Raw genomic sequence first — 20552 nt, forward strand, 5'->3', positions numbered from 1 at the left:
ACGTAGCGATTGATTCAAAACACCGTAATGCATCCATCCCCTTCGCCCCATTCAATCGTGAGCTTGGAGGGAACGGGCTCAATGTAGGAGGTGCTTTTACACCCCCGGCATTCAACCACGATACGCAGCGTGCGATCTGCAGTGAAGACCTTGAAAGCGTCAGCTCCGCACCCGCCACAGCGCATCTGCTTCTGATCAATCAACATGGTTATGTCACTCGTGCAATTGAACGGACAGCGTGTCCCGGACCTTCATCAGCGCTTTGCCGAGAAGGTTCTGGCCTCGCCACTTCGATCTGTCCATGATGTCCGGATGGTGTTCGCCCAAGCCAACGCCCCAGATTGTGTCGTAGGGGCTCGCTTCGACAAGCTCGGTCGGCGCCGTTGCGAGCAACAGCGTTCGCAAACCCGTATGCTGCGCGAACTTCTCGCGGCATCCAACATAGACGATGGACTCGCGCTTTGCCTTCCACACGTCGAGATCGAAGCCTTTGACCTTGCGGCCAAGTGCTTTCTGTTCCTTCGGCAGATGCGTGGCGAGCACTGCTTGCGCGATGTCCTCGTCACCGAGCAGCTTGGCTTTGGAAAACATCATAAATTGCTCTACCGAGCGGAAAGCGACATCGTGATAAGTGAAACGGCACGGATGCCAATTGCTGAATGCATCCTCCGCGCCAAAGAACAGCGTGAAGTTGCCAACTCGACGCATCGGAGACTCCTTCGCGTGATCAAGTAGATGGGCCGCCGAAGCGGACGAATTCGATGCGCATAAGCGGCGCGGTCGAAAACATTTGAGCAAGCGGTTCTTGCTGAAATGCTCTCATGCGCGAGCGAGAAAGGTTAAGGGGCGGAAGAAAGGATGCCAGCCCCCATAAGGGGACTGGCCAAGGTTAAACGTAAGCAGCTTGTGCTACCGCGTCTTGAATCTCGACGTCGAGCGAAGCGGGATCGTTGAGCGCGACTTTGAGACGCGCATTCATCGCATCCACATCGGCAATGCGTTCGATCCAGCCGCGACCGTACGTCTGGTGCGCGTATTTGCGAAAGCCGTTTTGTCGCTCCGGCTGATTCAGACCCAGACGATGCAGCAGGTCCGTCATCCGGTGCCGCTTTTCGTCCAGCGTCTCGTTCGGATCAGAGTCGTCTGCGTTGTCAACTGATCGTGCGCGATCACCCGTTGCTTGCCCGTCCGATGGAAGCGCTTGATCGACGATCGATTGCATCGTGCCATCCGATTCGATAAGCGCCACCGCACGACTGGCGGCGTCAAATGCCGGCTGGGCCTCCTCTGCGCCATCCAGCAACGCGCCGAGGTCAATGTCGGCATCGAGCACTGTCAACATCTGCTTCTGACGAACGGGCTGGCCGTTGTCGTCAATCCGCGTGATGTCGAACTCCTTCTTCGAGAGCCAGAAGCGTGTACCGGTGAGCCTGCCGCGCGCGAGCGCCACGGTTTGCATCGCCGAATAGGCCTTCTGCAACACGTAGATGGAGTTGGTTGGCAGCTCTATCAGACCGAGCCCCTTCACGTCGGGCACAGCGAACAGGAAGTTCGCGGTCAGATTGCATTTGCGGTCCTGATATTGCGGACAGACGTGAGGGTCGCAAACACCGTCGGGAATGTCGTCATCCTGCCGATGCACAACGAGGCGTCCACCAAAAGATCGACGCGTGCGTTGAGCACGTGCGTCACGTTCGACCGGCGCGTACGTCTTGCAGTAGCGCTTGCCGTCGCGATCGTACTCCGAGAAGTACTGCCGTCCCGTGGTCGTGTATGCCGCCATTTGATTGGGCACGTTGCGCAGCCAATCGTCAAACGCGAACATGACCGGGAAGCGATACAACTTCAAACCCTGTCCGCGATCCTCGCCATACAGCCGCAGGATCTCGTCGGCCGTGTCCGGGTTCGAGAAGTCCGAACGTCTGCAAACGAAGTACGGCACATTCTTCGGCACTAGCGCGTTACGAAGCTTCAACGTCGTTTCGATCAGCTTGCCGATTGCTTCGAAAGAGTCGCCGGCTGCTACCCGCTCGTTGTAGAGCATGACCGCGCGCTCGTCTTGCTGATGCGTGCGCGTGAGCACTTTGATACCGGGTCGAATCTTGCCGATCGTGGGCGGCCGAATCGCTCGCTCTTCGACCAGACTGCGCGGCGCGTGATCGAGCATCTGAACAGCAGCGTTCATGACGGTTTCCTTGCGAGAAAGAAGATAGCGTTTGTCCGCAGGGTTTCGGCCTGAGATTGCATCTCTCGGGCCACAGCACTGCCGCGACGTTCGCCGACATGGGAAATAAATACAGAGCGCTCGGCGTCGCTGAACATCGCGACTCGGGCAACTTCGCAGCGCTCACGCCAGACGGAAGACATGGTGTCTGCCTGATCGCGTTCGTTGTCGATTTGTTGCTTGATAGCCTCAGCTATACGTTGATTGAGGCGGTTGGGCAAAAGCATGAACACCTCCGATGAGAAAGGTCCGTTCGCAGCACGCGAAGGACAAAAAAAAAGCCCGCTCCCGTGAGGGGGCGAGCTTCTTGAGATCGATAGAGGGACCTACGCGCCACGTCCCTTCTGGGGACGTGGCGTGCAGGGAGCGGCCGGCAAAAACTGGGGTCGCTCGGTCAGAGAACGTAAAGTCGTTCTCGCGCGGCATGGTCACGCCGCGCAACAGCCCTTTTTCGGAATTTCTTCCGCCGCAGGATTCACGGATCAGCCAACTTCGATCGTTCTACCAGAACAGGCGCTGGAGAGAGACCACCCGAGAACTCCGGGTTCGAACGATGTACCGGCGCAAATGAATGCAGGCCAAGGTACGAGTATCACGGCTGAAAACGGGGAGTGTGTAGCGAGCACACTCAGCACAAGGAAGATTTCCACACCGGTAGCTATCCGGTCGGAGCATGCCAGACGCACATGGCGGGCACGGCTTGGGAGAAAAAAGACGGACTCCGGGCTGGAGTCGAGGTCGATGCGTCGGTGACGCGGGGAATGAAGTTGAGTATCCGGGTTATTGGCACCTGTGTACGGCGGAAAGCTCACGAAATTCGTATAGCTTTCGCCTGCAAGACACTTGTCTAAACAATGAAAATTCTATGTGAGAGAGAACACAGACACACTGAGAACGATTATGGCTGTCATCGACATGGAAGTGCCAGACGAAGAACCGAAACGCTCCGCCCCACTCGGCGACGATAGCCCCGGCGAGAGCGGGCTTCGCCCTCTTAAACGGCTCACCAGTGACAGCCGTCTCGATCGAATCAATGGCGATACCCTCGCGCAGACGGAATTGCCCTATCACTCGCTCTTCGCACGCGATTTCTTACGCGGCAATTTCAATTTTGCCGCCGCGAAAATGACGGTCGCTCGTGGCGGCAAGTTGATCGCTATCGAAGCGGAATTTCGCATTGCCGAGGCATGGTTCAAGAAAGCGATCGCCTGGGCAGACGCCTTGCCCAAACGCCAGACCATCGTGTATCCGGAAATGGTGACGCTGCAAATCAAGCATGCGATGTCGGGACGGCTCGTGCGCCTGCTCACCATCTATGACCAGCTCTTCCTGAAAACAACAGCAAGTCTGCTTGCCCGCGCGATCAGCGCAGAGAGCCGACAAAGTACGTTGGACGCTGGCGAGGCGCGCATCAAGAAAATTGCCTACCTGTGCATTCCCGACAACGACCAATTTGCACCCGAAGGCGTCCTGCTGCCGGGCTCAAACAACAAACACTGAACGCTTTCTGCAGTGTAGCGCTGGCGACTCGATATCGCTTTGCGCCGGCGACGCTCGACTTGATACAAGGGAAAGGGACTTTAACCTATGGACCTACGCGACATTCAACGACTGCATGCGCAGTTCGCACCAGACGCGATGACGATCGATCTACCTCGGCAAATCGCTGCGCTTCCGTCGCCGGTGGCTGTCTCGGCCGACGACAAGGCACCCACAATCAAACTGCGGCTACCGCAGGCCGCGCCTGTCGTTCGCCGAAGCGTCGTCGCACTGGCTATTGCTGCCGTCACGGGTATGGCCGGAATGGGAGCGGCTTCGTTGTTCAAGTCGCTTGGCACAACCTCCGCACACCAATCGAGGTCCCCGACGATTACTCGCGGACAATCTGATTCAGTCAAGGCCGAAACGCTGGCACAGCCCGCAGGTGCATCGGCCAACCGGCCGATCGATGCAGAGCCGCCTCATCCGGTCGCAATGACGCCGGTGCTTACGGGAAAGGACATCGCTGCTCTAGCGCCCGTCGGCCTTACTGCGGATCAATTTAAGAGCTCGCTGAGCAATACAGGCGGTTCAGCAACCAGCGCGGCGATCGCCAAGCCGAGCGCTGCTCTGGCGAACGACGATCAACGGGCGGCGGCCTCGCCGATCCATCAATCCCGTCGTGATGCCGCTGTGGAGCATGTGGATTCACTCAACAAATCGGCGACATCATCGATCGCCACCCCGTCGGCGACTCCGGCGCCTGCTGCCGTGCCCGTACAGTCCGTGCCACAAACCTCAGCGGATGACCACCCGTCATCCTCCAACACGGCACAACCCCGCTCGCACAGCTACCGTCGACACGTATCCCGTCCGCGCGACGATGTAAGTGACGGCGACGCTGCAACGGCATCCGCCAAGAAGAGTACGCCTGCAAGTCGTGCCAGCACGAACGAAGTGCAAATGTTCTAGGAATCGACACCATGAAAACCGAATTCAATATCACGCTTATCGCGCGCGGCTGCGCCATCACTGGCGACATGGTCGTGGATCACGGCATCTCGTGCTTCGGCCTCCTCGACGGCGGCATCATCTCGACGCAGGGCCTCCTGCACGTCGGCGAGGGCGGACTCGTCAAAGGCATGGCCCAAGGCGAGCATGTCCGCATCGACGGGCGCGTCGATGGAGACGTGCACGCGCGTGGCTCGCTGGAAATCAACGGGCAGGTATCAGGCGACATCTTCTATTGCGGCACGATCCGGCTTGGGCCGCGCGCGGCGCTCAACGGCACGCTCAAACGCGTGGCGCGCATGCTGACCATAGAGGCCGAGACTGGCTCGGACAGCGCGCTATCCGCACCTTCTAAGAACGAGTCGTCAATCAACGAGCGCAACGATTCCAACGTAACCGATATCTCGCGCGCGATCGCGTGAGTCCGTCAAGGCTGATTATGCAACCTAGAAAACTCACCTCGCGTTTCGCGCTTGTGCTTGCCCTCTCGTCGCCGCTTCTTGTCAGCATCGCTGGCGTTCAAATCTGCACAAGTAGTGACGCGCTCACGGCTGCCCTATTCCATACGAAGGATCTTGAGCGCCTTTCCGATCTTCGGGCTGATCTGGTAGTCGTCCCGTCCGCTTCGCAATCCATGTTGCTTGCCAGACACGGCTTTCATTCGACCGCCGAGCTTGACGCTCGATTCAACGAGACACAGAGCGAGGTGCGCGAGTTCGCCGAAGGTGTTAAACGATCGACCTTCATGATGCTCGCCACCGTCCTCGCTGCATTACTTTCAACCTGTGCTACCAGCTTGGCGCTGACGCGCCGCAACTAAGAGACCGTCAAGCATGAACACATCTGGAGACGGCGGCGCAGGGCCCTCCCCCGAACGCGCTGAATCGGACGTGACTAATAACTCACGCGCAATGGCTTGGAAGACTAAAAACGTCTGTTGATTTGCCGATAACGGGTTGACAATATTGCGGAATCGACCGTGAAGCCCATTGAACCAATTTTTGATTTTCCCGCCGTTACGTGGGACGCGGCCGCGCAAGAGGCGGCATTTGAGGGACGCTGCTTTTGCATGCTCGATACAGGAAGACTCGTCAATAGCCACGCGATGCCCATCGACACGCCACACTGGAACCGACCAGCTTACCGGTCTGCCGCGCTCTACGAGCGGGCATTGCAGCCGAAAGCTTAAGCGGCACGCTCGGATTCAAAACGGCCGTGGTGAGTTGGCGAGTCCGGTCACCATACACTGCCGCCTGTATGGTATTGCGAAGGTACGGCCAAGATACTGTGCGAGATCGTCAGGCAGATGGCCTTCATGATCGGTATCTTCAACCTCGCCCGCGATCCGCTTCAGGATGTCCGCCGCGCGTATGCCCAGCCGCATCATGAGCTGTTGCGACCACAACATCACCGCGTCGAACTCTCCACTCACGACAAACATCACGAGGACCGGCGGCGGTGCCTGCCTCCTGTTAGGCAACGCGTGAAGGTCTGCCCAACTGGCGCGTACATTCAGCTCGCCCGGACCGTCGGCCAATGCCAGCAGTTCGATCGCAAAATCTTCGCATTCGGGGCTCCCTGTCATCCGACCGGTCATTCTTGATTGAACGGTTACCTGGTCGATGGCGTCGTTGGGCACGCGGACGATTACGTTTTCGCCGCACTGGTTCAAGGCAGCGAGCGTCTCCGCGATACCACGGGTGTCTACTGCGTCGAAATCGACGTGTGGAGGCGTCATGGTGCCCCGTTGCACGCCCGAAAAATCGGGTGCCAACCAAAGACCAAGAACCTGGTGGAATGTCGACATGACGCGGTCCTCCAACGGGCGGAAGTGCCAGTCAACGGTATAGACGATATTTTGGGATGTTGCTGAGCGTTTTGGGGTCAAGATGCGCTCTCACCCAGCCGCCGCACGTTCAGGCGCTTACGCTTCTCGAAATTATGTGCATGGCAAGATGCGCGCGCGTTGGTCAGGCAGCGGCGGCAACCGAGGCCAACTGAGCTTCTGCGACAAAACGGGATTCAAAGTTTTTTGACGTACCCGAAATCATCAAGGACTCTCGCGCACGCGTCATGGCCACGTAGAACAAGCGTCGTTCTTCTGGCTCGGTAGACTTTGGATCCGGCACGACTGTCTCCTCGCTGCGCGCAATCCAGACGTGGTCCCACTCCAAACCCTTCGAACTGTGCATCGTCGTCAGGATAAGCGCGCCCGGTGTTGGCTCATTGTTGACCTGACGGAGAAAAAGCAGCCGCTCCGCAAAACTGCCCGAAAGTCGCGATAGGACGTCGTTGGTTGCCCCAATCGCGCGGATGGCGGAATCTTTCTTTGCGTATTTCAACATCCACTCGGACACGCCAGAGAGTGTCAAGGAGTGGAACTTGCGATCGCATAGGCTCTGCCATTCGGCAAGCCGCTTCATAAATTCACGGTAGTTCGTCGCGACGTCTTCTGGCAGCCCGAGCGCCACCAACTCGGCACGCCCTTTCTGCGCCAGCTCGGCGCCCATGTCCGTGTGCAATGCGCGCAGTTGCTGCGCGGTGAGGCCCAAGTGGGCCAGCACGGCATCGAGGCCCGTATCCTTCACTCGCTCAACGATCTCGAGCAGGTTGCACATCAGTGCGCCTTCGGGTCGGCTCAGCACCGACGCGCCCGAGGCGCGGTAATACTTGATGCCGTGAGACCGGCACGCCGCTTCCAACGGATCGAGGATGCGATTTGTACGCGCGAGGATCGCGCAAGACTGTCCTTTCGCAACAAGCGGCCCGAGCACTTCCACAGCGGCCACCGCTTCCTCGTATTCGTCTGGATGACGTGAGCTCAACACGTTCCCGCCCGCGCCTTTCTCCGAGCGAAGCATTTTGGCGATGCGGTCGACGTTATTGCGAATGACCCGATCCGCCGCCGAAAGAATCTCCGCGCGGCATCGATAGTTACTGCCAAGCACAACCGGCTTGGCATCGAACGCCCGAATAAACGACTCCATGCCGCGATAGCCAAGCGCCTCGCGAAACGCATAGATACTCTGATCATCATCCCCGACCACCGTGACGATCGACCCTGCCTTTGCGTGCAGCTCGATCCAGCGGTACTGAAGCGGATCGGTGTCCTGGAACTCATCGACGAGCAGATAGGTGAACGCGTAAGGCAGGATCGTGCCGTTTTCCATGCCCTCCACCGCAAGCCTGAGCATGTCCTGGAAATCGATCTTGCCGTTGCGGGCCAGCGCGTCCTGATACGCTCGATACAACTCTCCGTCATCGGAGTTCGGGTCGCACCGGCCAAAGTTGGTTTTGATCTTCTCGATCGTTGGGATGACGTCCTCGGCCTTGCCCTCGCGTCCAAGTTCCTGCATGACGCGGATCAGCAAGCCAAGACGGTCGCCATCCGAGGCGATATCCAACGGCCGCGCGCCAGGACGCTTCAATTGCTTGAACGCAAGCGAGTGGAAGGTGCCGGCGATCAGCCGCTTCTTAACGGCGTCGCCGGCGGCGGCGAGGATGCGCTCGCGTAGTTCAAGCGCTGCGTCCTTGGAGAACGTGACGGCGCCAACCATCGAGGCGCTCTCTTGCAGCAAGAGGGCTGCTTTTGTGGCGATCGTTTTTGTCTTACCCGCGCCCGGGCAGGCGATCGCCACACAATGCTGGCGCAACTGGGCGACTTCCCGTTGCTGGGGATTGAGTTCGTCCAGCATCGCGCCTCCTTAGTTACCGCGCACCGTGGTCATCAACTTCAGATGCGTCATGTAACCGCGAATGCCGAGCGGGTTGAAGCGCTTGAGGAAGTTGACGGCTTCGTCATCGACGTCGGACTGATCACGGATGCCGTTCCAGACCATGAAGTCGAAGTGATCCATCGCCCGATCAAACTTCATGATCGCGCTGAGCACGCGCATCGAGAAGCGCGAGTAAGCCTCTACCTCGATGTCCATCGCTGGCATCGGAATCGTCGGCTCGAACACGAATTCCTTGTTCGCGCGAAGCTCGGCTTCCTTTTGCTGACGAAAGCCTTCGGATACGCGCAGTTGCTCGTCGACATAGCTCTCGATGCCGCCCAGCAGCTTTTCGAGCGCGCCATTCACGACTTCCTTGTCGCTCTCACCGAATGTCGACCGGCCAAAGCGTTGCATGTTGATGCTCATGCGGTTGATGTACGGCCACCACTGTTCGAACAGCGGTTTCAAGCGCGTATGGTTCAAGCGCACGCGTGCCGTCACGACTGCCGCCCCCGAAAGCTGACGGTCCAACAGCTGCCGACCGATCTCACGGCGCCGCTTGATGATGGCAATACGCTCAGCGGCGGGCAGGTCGCGGAACAGTTTGCGCGTTTTCGCGACCTCCGCCCGCTTCATCTGTGCATCATCGGTCGAAATCACGCCTTCCTTCTGGAGACGGTCCGCGTCCGCCTCCATTTGCGTGAGCTCACGCTCGAGCTCGCCATCGTCCGCACCATCGGTCGTGAGCGCAGCTTCGCCGGTACCGTGTTCCAGCGCGAGCAGCGCGACCTTTTCTTCATTGCCGGGTTCGACAACAGTGCTCATTACGCCTCTCCTATCGGACGCATCGGTCCGGTTTCGTCGTTGGGATTCAGGCGCGTGATCGCGCCGCCTATGCTTACATTGTTGCGGGCTGGAGGGCTCAACAACGTCTGAAACAAAGGCTATTTCGAGCGCCTTTCGGGATAAGGGAATAACGCTGAGGCCAAGGCACACGTAGGCCACCGCAGCGCTTGCTGACGGTGGCGATGCGTGGAAGGGGCCTGCGGAGCTCTGCGCGCAAAATTGGCGCATGGGAAGAGACTGCTGTCGGTGAGACGAAAGGCATGAGGCGTGCCTCGCTGGCGTTCGTAGTGTGCCAACGTCGAAGCCGCCAGGAATTATCATGATAATGCTGGATTCGTGGAAAGAGGCACGAAAACGCATCTCTTTCCCCGCCCCGCGCATCCAACGATTTCTATCTGAACGACTGGAAAGACTCAGCCGCTTTCCACAGGAGCGCGCCCAGCATCGCGGCAACGGCGACCCAATAACCGGGCAGCACAGGAATCGGCACCACCAGCACGCCAAAGAGGGTTCCGGTCACAAGCAGCAGACCGTGGCCAGCAAGGTGGAATGACAGTGGGCTCACGAACCCGGCTGCCGACGCTTTGATCTTTCGCCGAGCAGTCCCATCGATGAACATTCCAAACGCAAACAGCAGCGTTCCGACGATCCACATCTTCATGACCATCGCGCGTAACGTCATACGGTAGACAAGCAACCAGAAGTTCTCTGTCCACGTGTGAGCGAAGCTTGAAAATCCGCCATCGTTCATGCCGCCGACATTGCCGGAAGCGCTCAGTGTGCGATGCAACAGCCCACTGTCTACAAACGCGTGGCGGAAAGCCTCGTTGGCATGCCGTACGGCTTCGTCGGCCCGCTCTTGCCCGACGGAGGCGACCAGCGAGCGAGACTCAGCTTCGGGTACCTCGAAGAGGCTGCGCTCGGGAATAGCGGGCATTACTGCAATTGACAACACAGGGACGAGCAAAAACCAAATCTTCAGGTGCGATCCAAAGCGGCTAGCCATGCAGCACCTTCACGAGCGCAAGCAACGGAACGGCCACGATTGCGAGAAGCCCGCCCCAAAACAGCATTGGCCGTGTCTCCGCGATCGTCGCGAGTGCATAGCAGCGGGCGCCCGCGCCGTAGGTAAATTCTTCGGGCACCCCAGCGTGGACCTCACCGTCAAAAGCCCCGGCCATGTCACAGGCGCGCTGAGCCGTACGGAAATCAACTCCCGACAGCTTCGCTATGATCGTAACGGTGAGCGACATCATATTCCTCGAAGTAACGGCGGAAGGTCTCGCCATGCAGAACCCGTGCGGCGAGCTGAAACGCGGCGGTCCGCTCAGTGATCTCGTCCGGACAACGTTCCTCAACCATCTCCAGGTGGTGCTCGACGTGGCGAGCCTCGAAAGCTGAAATCGCTTCGACCATCGGGCACCACACCGAGACTTTGTCGCCGTGGCGTGCCACGTAACGACGGGCGTAAAGTGTCAGCGCCTTCTCGAACAAGCCTTGCATGAAGGCGATATGCGGATCGCCCTTGCGCTTCGCGCGTTTGTAGCCGTCGAGCGCTGACTCGATCATTTCAGCGGCCAAGGGCCCCTTGTCTCCCATAAACCGCTCACCGACGAAATCGGCCACTCGCGAGCACGCGAGCTCGAGATCAGGTGCGACATTGAAGACCTGAATGAGCCTATGCGAAAGCTTGTGGTCGCGAACGATGTTTTTGTATGCAGCGGACATAGTGTTTAATTAGCCTTCGATGATGGGAATTCGACCCTGATACACGGCACCCCCTGAGATGCGCATGAAGTACTGCAAATTCGGCAAGCTATGAAGCAGCTTCACAGGAATCAGCGGCACCTTCTCCAGTTGGATCGAGCGCGACTGCGAGCCACTGAATTCCAGTGCATGGGCCTCGGTCGTGGTGTTGGTGCTGTTCGAGATGTTGATCACTCGAATCGCTGTCTCGCCCACCTTGTCCGAGAACCACTTGGCGGTATCGCTATCTTCCAATCGTAAACAGACCTGGTTGTTCAAATTCCCCAAAACCTGCAGCATTTTCGCCGCGTTTCCGAGTTTCGCTTCGAGGTCGGCACGTGCCTGGAAGGCAACAAAGGCTTTGAATCCTGCGCCACGTCCCTTGTTCAAGATCTGAATCACCTGCTCGTTGATAGCCTCGGCGATCTCGTCGATGATCAGCACGACGTCTGGCTTCACCGCGTAGAAGTTGTAAATCGCGCCGCACACGGCAGCCACATCAGACAGCGCCATCGAGGCGATCGCCTTCTGCACGATGTTGTTCGACAGCGAATCGAGGCCCATGTAGAGGACCGCCTTCTGCTTGATGATCTTGTCGATGTCCCAAATTTCCCGCTCATCCTCGAAATCGTCGGCCTTTGGCGCAAGCATTAAGCCGGTCTCGCCGGTGGCCAGCATTTGGAGCAGCGGCAAGGCGGACGCAATGATGCGCATGTAGTGTTCGCGATCATGTGTGTGTGTCGCAATCAGGCCGTCGATGGTTTCGTGGCCCCGATCGTGCGCAGCGAACCGCTCGAGATAGAGCTTGGCCATGCCGTCGGCGAGCGACACATCGTTGCGGCGCTGCGCGTCCTTGACCGTCGACGCGACTGTGAGCTCTTCCCAGTTCGTCAGGCCGTTCTCAACGAAGAAGCGACGAAGGCACCGCTCCATCAGCGTGCCGATGCCAGACTGCGCGTATTTCAGGATCGAGCGCAGGTTCGGCTTATCGCCCACGTAGAGTTCGCCCTTGACCGCACGGTCGATGAACAGAAACGCGAAATCGCGGAACGGGCCCTCTTCCATCAATTGGGCAATGCGAGAGGGAATTTCCGAAGGCTGGGACCAGTTCTCAAGCGGGTTGAGGCGGATCGACTCGTTCGGCTTGGCCTGATTGAAATACAAAAACTTCCGGCCGGCGCGCGCACATTCCTTTTCAACGCGCTTTTTCCACTCGTCATCGTTCTTGGGATCGACGATGATGAGCACGTCATTCGGGTTGTGAATGACCTGGGTCGAGATGACTTCGTAGGTGCGGGTCTTACCTGCACCTGTGGTCCCGCCCACTAGCGTGTGACCGCCCATCGCCTTGTAGTGGAACGGCACACGGACTTTCTTCGGTTCCATGCCGTGAATCCACGACGAGCCCTGGGGCATGCGATCGCGCACGCTATCCTGAGGACCAAAAAGTCCCTCGATGCGCGCCTCGACACGTCGGCCGATTTCCGATTTCGACAGCCATTTCGGCAACGACGGAATGTCTGTGACGGGCATGCGAAGAATCTCGTGCGCGATCTGGGTATGCTTCTGCGTCCACTCGAAACCTGTCCCCAGATACATCGAATCCGCTTGCTTCTTCATAAGCTGCTGCGTCGCAAGCAGCTTATCGATATGGATCTTGCTGAGCCACTTCGTGGAGATCGCCATGCGAAAGCTCAAGGCTTTCCAGACCTGAAAGCCTCGAATCAGCAGTATGAGAGCGCCTACGAGCGCGAATGCCCAGCCGTAGGGCATGCCCGACAGCAGGATGCCGATGATCAGTAGGGGCCAAAGGAGGAAAGGCCGGAATTCGTAGATCGGACGAAAATGATTGACGTACTTCATGCGGCCGGGCGCTCCGAGATCAGTCTGCCCGCGCGCTCGACGATGCAGATATCGTTTCCGTGGGCACGCAGGAGCAGACTGCGCTTCTTGAGTTGCTCCACCAGCGTGTCGCTGGTCATACCGTATGCACCGACCAGACGTTTTTGCACCGCCAAGCCCTTCTCTTCCCAGACCACCTTTGCCTTGCCGGAGGCCACGTCGCCGGCGAGCGCCTTGAAGAATTCCTTCATCATCGCTGAGCCGGGACCGAGGATCTCATTTAACTCGTCATCCGTTGGACCGCTCTTGGATGCGTTGCGGCGCGTTTGGGTACGCGCCGCTGCAGGATCCACAGCCGCGGGCCGCTGCGGCGTTGCTTCGATGTTCGCAGCGGGTTGACCGGCGGCGGCCGCCAGCGCGTCGAGCAATGGCTTCGAAAGTTGGGGCCCGGCAGTTGGCGCTGCCTGTGCCTGCTCGGAGTCGACACGCATGCCGGTGTCCTGCGATGGGACCTGCCCCGACTCCGGGGCCACTGGCGCGACCGCGGCCGAGTGGGCCGGGGCGGCACCGTGAGGAGGTTCGCCGGCCGCTGGCTGCGCCTGCGACGCGACGAACTGCGGCTCGAGCGCCAGCGCAACATTGACCGCCGAAGGTACGTCGAATTTCACAGGGGCAAACACCGCGCGTTGCGCCTTCCGCTCGAAGTCCACGGCGACATCCATCGCCTGTCGCACGACTTTATGCACCAACGCTTCGAACCCTTGAGGACTGCGTTCGGGATTGATGGCATTGAACAGGTCAGAATGCACAGCCGTATCAAGGCCCGCAAGCAATTCCGGCGTGATGACCGTCTGGGCGAGCAGCGCCGTACGCATACGCTCGCCCCTAAGCGGCGCCACACGCCGCACCACGGCGTAAGGCTTCGTGCCGATCCACGCGCCAAACGCACCATGCGCAGCGGGGTTCCACTTCTCCTGGTCCGCCTGCCTGACGAACTCGAAGTGGCGGAACGGCTCGTCCAGCAGTGAACAAGCAGCCGCCAAGAACACCGCGTAGTTGTACTGCGGCTCGAGCTTGCGTCGCTTATCCGAAGTCAGGTCGGCGGCAAACTTTTGGCCGCCCGCCAGCCGCATTGCGTAAAACGTCGATTCGATAGTCGCGCGGAACGCTCCGCCCGGCTCGCAATGCAACTCAGGCGTGAGTGGCATCGACGAGAACCACATCGCAGTACGGCGAAGCACCGATAGCCACCTACGGGCGAACTCCGCCTCGGTACTTTCGTTGGCGCATTGCCGCACCAGTTCGATCCGCTTCAGATGGGTCGCGAAAAGCTCTTCGGCCGCGATTGGTTCGTGCATCGCGCCCATCACAGACCTCCCTTGAGGAGCTTGAGCGGGCCAGTTCCGGTCGCGGTCGCACCTCCGCCGAAGATCGTCGCAAGCTTCGGGATTTCAAACGACAGCAAAAGCACGAAAATCGAAAGGTCGATGACGTAAGCGCCATTCATAGTGGTCGTGCCGCCGACCTGCGTTGCTTTCGTTATTGCCGATGAGATCGACTCCCCGACAAGCTTGACCAAGATTGAGACGACGACGACATACATGCCGGCGCTAATCATCCAGTCGAGCCACTTCTTGAAGTAGCTGCGCGTGTACGACGAAAAGCCCAGTGCTATGGCGATAGGCCCCAGCACAATGCCCACTGCCGCCTGGACTTGGCCAATCGCCGTGAAAAAGACGAAAACGATGGAGGCAAGGCACATGGCAGCTGCTGCTATCACCAAGCCGATGACGTCCGCAAGCGACCCGCCGAGGTCCATTAACCCGAAGATCGAAAACTTGCTTTTCACCGCGTCGAACATGACGCCTGCCAGCTTCGCCATGGCGGCGCCCACCGATCCGTTCTCGCCCCCGCTTATATGCGCCGCCAACTGCTCAAACCAGGTCCAGAAGCCCGAGGCCGACGTGCTATAGCCAAGGTAGAGCGCGACAAAAATGCCGAGGGTCGCCAGTTCCTCAAACAGGTCGACCCAAGCCGAAATCGGGTGATTCGTCCCCGCGAACCGTACGCCCATCAGTACCAGCGAGATCACCCCGAGGCCCCATGCGAACTTGTTGGCTTCGTCCATGACGTTGGCACTCGCCGAGACGGCTGTGGCGACGACGTTGCCGAGCAAAACATGGATTTGGTTCGCCGCGCTCGCCGCGCCGTTCGCAAAGTCGCCGTCTTTGCTCGCGACCGCATTTCCTTTTGCGGAGCCGGTGGAGCCCGACGTTCCAGATGGAGTAGCAGTCGTCGCTATGTTCGTCGTGCTCGTTGTCTGACCAAGCGCCATTGTCGACGTGCCCACGACGCCCACAAACGCTACGATGAAAGAAAGAAGCAGAGCGCGTACTCGCTGCATAACTCTACGGTTCATCACTGCCCCAACTTTGTTGCCGAGCCGATCGATGCATCAAACGCGGCTCGTTCGCGGTCCTGCTTGGCCTTCAAGGCGGCCTGCGCGTTGTTGTTCACTTGTTGCTCTGCGACCGTTGCCGAGTCCTTCACGGCATCGCTACGCTGTTTCGCTGCCATCAACGAGAGCAGATCGCTGTTCTGGCTGGAGATGATGTCCAGCATGTGCGTGGTCAGCTGCGCGGTTGCCTCCATCGTCGGCGACATGTTCAGTTGGTCCTGGATCTGCTGACGGCGCTGCGCAAGCGTGCTCACATGCGACATCACATCATTGCCCTGTTGAAAGAGCTGCTTGGCCGTCTTGTCGTTGCTTTGCAGCAGCGTGTTTTGGTCCGCGAACCACTGATCGGGTGTTTTGCCCGATTGCGTAATCAGCGACTGGACCTTCGTTGCGTACTCCGCGTTGCTTTGCAGCCCGCCATAGAGGTCTTTGAGCGCGTCCGTATACTTCGAGAGGCTCGTGATGTCGCTGCTGATGCTGTTGAACTGCGCCAGCATCGCCGCAGGGTTTAGGTTGGTCGCCTGCTTAAGTTGATTGAGCATCATCTGGTACTGATAGACGAGGTTCGAGTCCTGATAAACCTCACCCTTGACGGCGGCAGCCGCCGTCATCGTGTTCTGGATGAAGTTCGATGCGTCGAACACCGGCATATTCGCATTGGCTTGCTGAACAAGGCTGAGTGTCAACACGCCGGTGGCTGCGATGCAGCGAAGCAGTTTTTTCATCATGGCGGTACCTTCTAGGTGAAGCGTTAAGCGTTGACGAGTACGTCGCGCACGTACTCCTCCTGCCACTGGGGGCTTCCGGATTTGACGTGCTTATCAAGAAGCGCCTGAGCCCGGCCGTCCGAGCGGAGGTAGGCAAGCGCTTCTTTCGGAAATTGGGCCTGCAGTATCCGGCTCTGTTTGGCCGTCACCCATAGGTAGTCGCGGTTCGGTACCGCGTCAGAGATCATCTTGATCTGATGCGGTGTGAGACCGAACACGTCGCGGTACAGGCCCTGGTTATTGATCGCGTCGCTGTTCGGCAGATAGATCAGGTTCGGGATGTTCTCTTTGAGAATCTCGAAGTTGGGCACCCGCGCGAGCTGTCCGAGCGATTGTGTCGCCATGAGTAGCGCCGCATTGAGCTTTCGGATCGTCACCGCCCAGATTTCAAGTCGCGCGTAGAACTTCGGGTAGGTGAAGAAGAAGCCGGCTTCTTCGATTTCGATCACCGTGTAGCGCTTGCCGTCGAGGATCTGCGCGATGCGATAGAACGCGTAGTCCATGAACAAGGCAGCGGCGACCGGGTAGTTCTGGAACAGGTCGCCCATCTCGATAGACAAGTCATCGGAGATCGCAAACCCGTCTTCGGCATGGTCGAAGAACTTGCCGTTCTTGTTGCCTTCGGTCCAGACCTGAAGCCGCTCGCGCAAGTCTGCCGAAAGAAGCGTGATGAGGCTCGACAGGCGCCACTTCTCAGCGGGGAAGCCCAACGCCAGCGTCTTGATCCGGTCGTAGATTTCCGTCTGTTGCTGTGGCGTGCAGTTGTAGTCCTCGTCTTCGATGGCAAGCTGTACCCAATCCGCAACGTAGGACCAGTGCCTTTCTTCGCCGAGCAGCGACAGCGGGTTGACGAACGTTGCCGCCTCGAAGCGTCCAGTCGCGTCGATGAACCGTCCACCGCCAAGAAGCGTTGGGATGCGGGTCGACCGGTCCTTGTCAAAGCGGATGCGGCGTGCGTCGTGGCGGCCGGTCTGCGTCATCAGGTAATTGAGGAACACAGACTTGCCCGCGCCAATGGGACCGACCACGAGGGTGTGTGCCTTGCCGCCCGGGTGATGCAAGTCGAAATACTGCAGGGTGCGATGGCGCGTTGGCAGGCAAGTGAGCGGACCGGTTTTTGTGCCGGATTGCTGTGTCAGCCACTCATTGACTTTCGAGCCCTCGCCCACGCTGCACAGCGGCGCGATATCGGACACGGCCGGTGTCTCGACGAATTGAAGGCGTCTTTGCTGATCCCAGCGGCCCGGCAGCGTCGCGCTCCACGAGGCGAAGAGGTTGGTCTTTTCCAAGATTACGCCGAAACCAGCGTTGCCGATAACGCCCACCACCTGACGGGTCGCGTCGTCGCACTCTTCCGGCGTGCTGCCGTAGACAACCACCGAGATGTTCGCGAAACCGTATTGCTGGCCTTCCGCGTCGAGCTTCGCGAGCGCGTCGCCGGCTTCCTTGGCAAGAATCTCGCGGCCTTCGTCGTTCTTCTGCTCTTCCTTCGTTGCCCACTGCTTGAGGATCGCAACCGGATTGAACGCCGCGACCTTGTAGAAGCCCCGAATCTTCTTGATATACGAGCTCGCGCGCGAGGTATCGAGAAAGCGGAACATCACACAGACATCCAGTTCCGCATCGACCTGAGAGAGCACGTCGAGCGCCGCCTCCTGGAATCCCATCCATTCCTTGATGCCAATGATGCGGGCGTACACCTTGCCGTGCGCAGATTCGAACATCAATTCGCTTGCGCCGATCGTCACTTCTGTCTCGGTCAGATGCGTGTCCAGCATCGTGACGGGGTACCGCACCCGGCGCTTGGGCGTTGAGGGGTTCGCTCGCTGGTGCAGAAACGACAGCACATTTTGAAGCTGGAGTCGCCTCATTTTGAGGCGCGTGACGCCGCCGGTGAAGCCGTCAATCACCGCCTCAAACCGCTTGATCTCGTTCCGAATCTTGGTGAGGTCGAACGCGAAGGCACTACGCGCAAGGACCGTGTCTTTCGCGGCTTCGAACATGGAAACGGCCAGGTTCTTGCCACCCACCGTCATGTGATAGCTGATCTTGTCAAAGATCCGCGAGATGCCAGTCTCCGGCGTGAAAGCGAGCGCGAGCGAGTGTGAATTCTTGAAGTACTTGCCGCTTCCGATGATCGCCTGATTGATGGCGTCAACGCGCGCGTCAGCCTCGGACGCGAACTTGCCATCGATGCCGCCGCGTACGCGACGGTGCGACATCCGCCACCACGCGGTCACGCGATGGTCGAAGTTACGGCACGCATGGTCGAGGTTATCCCGCGCCGCCGTAATGTCGCCGGGATTCGGCGAGTCCGCGTCGATGCCTTCAAACTCGAACACCGTGAGCAGCGACCCGTCCTTGTTGAGCACGAGTTCGGGCGTGACCATCGTCGCCCACGGTGCGATCTCCTGCACCGCGCGCTTGGTGAACATCATTTTCAGCATGGTTCCGCGCCTCAACATGGGAGATCCTGATCGAAACCGTAAGGACGCTTGAAGCGCGCACTGAAGCGGCGGCTCGGCCCCGGCTCATAAACGTCGGGGTAGCGGTTGTAGACGAGCATCACGACACGCCACCACGGGTCAGTCGAGCTCTTCCAGCGCAGGAAGACATGCACCAGCACGCCGACGACAAGAAACGCAGGACTCCAACTCGTGTAGCAGAGCAACGCGGTCATCGTCCCGTTGAAGATGGCGAGCCCCCGGTCTGCCCCGCCCATCTGGCGCGGCAGCGAAAGGCCCCGACTAACCTTGTGTTGGCGCATATCAGCAGGCGTTGGCCATGTGGAAGTGGCTCTGCATGATCGGAACGGCCACCGATGCGATACCGAGGCCGACGAGCACCACCGAGAAGGTCTTCGCGATGTTGCTTTCCGAATTGGCCACCGCGACGCCGCCCAGCGTGATGAGCACGATGCCGATGCCGTAGAGATACGGGCCGCTGATCAGGTTGCTGATCGTGCAGATAATGTCGGTCAAACCCGTCAGATTCGAAAAATCGCCCGCAGCCATTGCCGCAACTGACACGACGCTCAAAAGAGCGCCGACCAGCATGGACTTGCCCGGACGCAGACGTTTTGCCACCGTCGCGGCTCTGTTGAGTACCTTCTTGCCCTTCATTTGATGCTCCCGTTAAAAAACGCGTTGTAGGTCGTAATCGTTGTTTTTGAATCCCCTGATTTCGAGGATCTCGGAGACATGCCGCATCTCGCCGGTGCGCTTGAAATGCACGACGTAGTTGAAGCAGTCAGCGATGTTTTTGCGCATGTCTTCCAGCTCCCACCGCGATCCGGTCGGGATGCCCAGCATGGCGAGCGATTCGAGGCGGCTCAGCGCCGTGCGCCCGTTGTTTGCGTGGATGGATGCGAGGCCGCCATCGTGGCCGGTGTTGAGTGCCTGCAGCAGGTCGTAGGCTTCGCCGCCCCGGACTTCACCCACGATGATGCGGTCGGGGCGAAAGCGCAGGCACAGCGCGACCAGCAGCTGCGTCGTCACGTTGGTGTCGGCATTCGAGAGCAACCGAACCCGATTGGGCACGTGCAGCTTCAGTTCCATCGTGTCCTCGATGGAAATCACCCGCTGGTCGGACGGGATCTGTTCGATCAGCGCGTTGAGGAACGTCGTCTTACCGGCGGACGTGCCACCGGCGACGAGCACGTTCTTGCGCGACTGGACGAGCGCAACGAGCGCACGCATGAGCGCTTCGTCCTGAGCGCCCTCTTCAAAATGAATCGCTTCCGCGTACTCCGGCCGAGCGTTCGCTGCCGAGAACGCTCCCATGCTCACGTAATCGGCAAGCGTGAGCTTTGACTCGCGATGTTTCCGGATGCTCAGCGCATGCCCGTCGATCGACGTCGGGCTCATGACCGCCGCGATACGTAGATTCTTGTGGCCCGCGTTGATGATCCCTTTATCGCTTCCCGCTTTCGCCGACTTTTCAACAGACGAGGCGAGCGAATGGATCGCGCCTTCGAGCTGCTCGGGGCGCAGGTCGATGTTTTCCCGCGTCATCACACCGCGCCGTTCCACCCAAACGTTGCGGTAATCGTTGATCATGATTTCCGCGAGGTCGGGGGCGTCGAGCAGCTCGCGCAGCGGCGAAAGCGCATGGAAGAACATGCGCACGGCCTCTGCTTCGAGCGGGCGCAGCTTTAAGAGTTGATTGTCGGCAGATTCGGACATGCGATGCTTTGTGAGCGATCTAACATGTCGAGTATTGTTGTGGTTGCGCTGTGCCTGCGGATTTGGAAAGAGAACTCAAATCGAGCGGCTTTCAGCACTAGCTGGAGAGCGCGTTTCGGGCACTGCGCGCACGTTTAAACAACGGTGCGCTAGGAATTATCATGATAATTCTGGTTAGGGGAAAAGAGATATGAAAACGTATCTCTTTCTTCGAATAAGCCGATCCTATCGATGTTACCGGTCTGGGGTTGTCGCGCCCACAAGAGGCGTAAACCAAAA

At 59.0% G+C, this 20552-nt stretch carries 23 protein-coding genes; 5 read left to right on the forward strand and 18 right to left on the reverse strand.

Annotated elements, in window-relative coordinates; translation table 11 throughout:
• Window positions 1–14 precede the first annotated feature (14 nt).
• From P9292_RS01350 to P9292_RS01365, 4 genes are all read right to left on the reverse strand, one after another.
• The gene (locus P9292_RS01350) at window positions 15–206 is read right to left on the reverse strand and encodes a hypothetical protein (protein ID WP_309936367.1); all 192 of its coding nucleotides are present in this window, start codon (window positions 204–206) and stop codon (window positions 15–17) included.
• 7 nt (window positions 207–213) lie between these two features.
• Entirely contained in the window at window positions 214–708 is a 495-nt protein-coding gene (locus tag P9292_RS01355) for an NADAR family protein (protein WP_309852742.1), read from the reverse strand.
• A 181-nt stretch (window positions 709–889) separates the two neighbouring features.
• Window positions 890–2185 (reverse strand): hypothetical protein, encoded by a 1296-nt coding sequence (locus P9292_RS01360; RefSeq protein ID WP_309852744.1) that lies wholly within the window; start codon window positions 2183–2185, stop codon window positions 890–892.
• Complete coding sequence (locus P9292_RS01365; protein ID WP_309852747.1) at window positions 2182–2451, reverse strand: hypothetical protein; 270 nt, start codon at window positions 2449–2451, stop codon at window positions 2182–2184. The genes P9292_RS01360 and P9292_RS01365 overlap by 4 nt, the downstream gene beginning before the upstream one ends.
• Before the next feature lie 673 nt (window positions 2452–3124).
• Between P9292_RS01365 and P9292_RS01370 the strand changes: the two genes are divergently transcribed.
• From P9292_RS01370 to P9292_RS01390, 5 genes are all read left to right on the forward strand, one after another.
• A complete protein-coding gene (locus P9292_RS01370) occupies window positions 3125–3724 on the forward strand; it encodes a DUF1845 domain-containing protein (protein ID WP_309852749.1) in 600 nt (199 codons plus the stop codon).
• Between the two features lie 87 nt (window positions 3725–3811).
• On the forward strand, window positions 3812–4675 hold the full coding sequence (locus P9292_RS01375; protein ID WP_309852752.1) for a hypothetical protein: 864 nt from the start codon (window positions 3812–3814) through the stop codon (window positions 4673–4675).
• An 11-nt stretch (window positions 4676–4686) separates the two neighbouring features.
• Window positions 4687–5136, forward strand: a complete 450-nt coding sequence (locus tag P9292_RS01380) for a polymer-forming cytoskeletal protein (protein WP_309852755.1) — start codon at window positions 4687–4689, stop codon at window positions 5134–5136.
• A gap of 17 nt (window positions 5137–5153) precedes the next feature.
• The gene (locus P9292_RS01385; RefSeq protein WP_309852758.1) at window positions 5154–5534 is read left to right on the forward strand and encodes a hypothetical protein; all 381 of its coding nucleotides are present in this window, start codon (window positions 5154–5156) and stop codon (window positions 5532–5534) included.
• A 159-nt stretch (window positions 5535–5693) separates the two neighbouring features.
• Window positions 5694–5903, forward strand: a complete 210-nt coding sequence (locus P9292_RS01390) for a hypothetical protein (RefSeq protein ID WP_309957825.1) — start codon at window positions 5694–5696, stop codon at window positions 5901–5903.
• Window positions 5904–5918: 15 nt separating this feature from the next.
• Here the strand turns inward: P9292_RS01390 and P9292_RS01395 are convergent, their stop codons facing one another.
• From P9292_RS01395 to P9292_RS01460, 14 genes are all read right to left on the reverse strand, one after another.
• Window positions 5919–6521 carry a hypothetical protein gene (locus P9292_RS01395; RefSeq protein WP_309852761.1) on the reverse strand — a complete coding sequence of 201 codons (603 nt, stop codon included), beginning with the start codon at window positions 6519–6521 and terminating at the stop codon, window positions 5919–5921.
• Between the two features lie 163 nt (window positions 6522–6684).
• Window positions 6685–8409 (reverse strand): ATP-dependent helicase, encoded by a 1725-nt coding sequence (locus P9292_RS01400; RefSeq protein ID WP_309852764.1) that lies wholly within the window; start codon window positions 8407–8409, stop codon window positions 6685–6687.
• A 9-nt stretch (window positions 8410–8418) separates the two neighbouring features.
• Window positions 8419–9255 carry an ATPase gene (locus P9292_RS01405; RefSeq protein WP_309852837.1) on the reverse strand — a complete coding sequence of 279 codons (837 nt, stop codon included), beginning with the start codon at window positions 9253–9255 and terminating at the stop codon, window positions 8419–8421.
• A gap of 412 nt (window positions 9256–9667) precedes the next feature.
• A complete protein-coding gene (locus tag P9292_RS01410; protein WP_309852767.1) occupies window positions 9668–10282 on the reverse strand; it encodes a DUF4400 domain-containing protein in 615 nt (204 codons plus the stop codon).
• Window positions 10275–10457 carry a hypothetical protein gene (locus P9292_RS01415; RefSeq protein WP_309936365.1) on the reverse strand — a complete coding sequence of 61 codons (183 nt, stop codon included), beginning with the start codon at window positions 10455–10457 and terminating at the stop codon, window positions 10275–10277. Before P9292_RS01415 ends, P9292_RS01410 begins: the two co-directional genes overlap by 8 nt.
• A gap of 28 nt (window positions 10458–10485) precedes the next feature.
• On the reverse strand, window positions 10486–11004 hold the full coding sequence (locus P9292_RS01420) for a hypothetical protein (RefSeq protein WP_309852774.1): 519 nt from the start codon (window positions 11002–11004) through the stop codon (window positions 10486–10488).
• 9 nt (window positions 11005–11013) lie between these two features.
• Entirely contained in the window at window positions 11014–12885 is a 1872-nt protein-coding gene (traD, locus tag P9292_RS01425; protein ID WP_309852777.1) for a conjugative transfer system coupling protein TraD, read from the reverse strand.
• Entirely contained in the window at window positions 12882–14231 is a 1350-nt protein-coding gene (locus P9292_RS01430; RefSeq protein WP_309852781.1) for a TraI domain-containing protein, read from the reverse strand. Before P9292_RS01430 ends, traD begins: the two co-directional genes overlap by 4 nt.
• Entirely contained in the window at window positions 14231–15268 is a 1038-nt protein-coding gene (locus P9292_RS01435; protein ID WP_309936363.1) for a type IV secretion system protein, read from the reverse strand. The genes P9292_RS01430 and P9292_RS01435 overlap by 1 nt, the downstream gene beginning before the upstream one ends.
• A 14-nt stretch (window positions 15269–15282) precedes the next feature.
• The gene (locus tag P9292_RS01440; RefSeq protein WP_309957827.1) at window positions 15283–16116 is read right to left on the reverse strand and encodes a type VI secretion protein; all 834 of its coding nucleotides are present in this window, start codon (window positions 16114–16116) and stop codon (window positions 15283–15285) included.
• Window positions 16074–18536 carry a type IV secretion system protein VirB4 gene (locus tag P9292_RS01445; RefSeq protein ID WP_309852789.1) on the reverse strand — a complete coding sequence of 821 codons (2463 nt, stop codon included), beginning with the start codon at window positions 18534–18536 and terminating at the stop codon, window positions 16074–16076. Before P9292_RS01445 ends, P9292_RS01440 begins: the two co-directional genes overlap by 43 nt.
• An 11-nt stretch (window positions 18537–18547) precedes the next feature.
• The gene (locus P9292_RS01450) at window positions 18548–18811 is read right to left on the reverse strand and encodes a conjugal transfer protein (RefSeq protein WP_404989488.1); all 264 of its coding nucleotides are present in this window, start codon (window positions 18809–18811) and stop codon (window positions 18548–18550) included.
• A 46-nt stretch (window positions 18812–18857) separates the two neighbouring features.
• Entirely contained in the window at window positions 18858–19211 is a 354-nt protein-coding gene (locus tag P9292_RS01455; protein ID WP_035967777.1) for a hypothetical protein, read from the reverse strand.
• Between the two features lie 12 nt (window positions 19212–19223).
• The gene (locus P9292_RS01460; RefSeq protein ID WP_309852795.1) at window positions 19224–20273 is read right to left on the reverse strand and encodes an ATPase, T2SS/T4P/T4SS family; all 1050 of its coding nucleotides are present in this window, start codon (window positions 20271–20273) and stop codon (window positions 19224–19226) included.
• Window positions 20274–20552: the final 279 nt, after the last annotated feature.

Source organism: Caballeronia sp. LZ001 (assembly GCF_031450875.1).
In the GTDB taxonomy this organism is placed as follows: Bacteria; Pseudomonadota; Gammaproteobacteria; order Burkholderiales; family Burkholderiaceae; genus Caballeronia.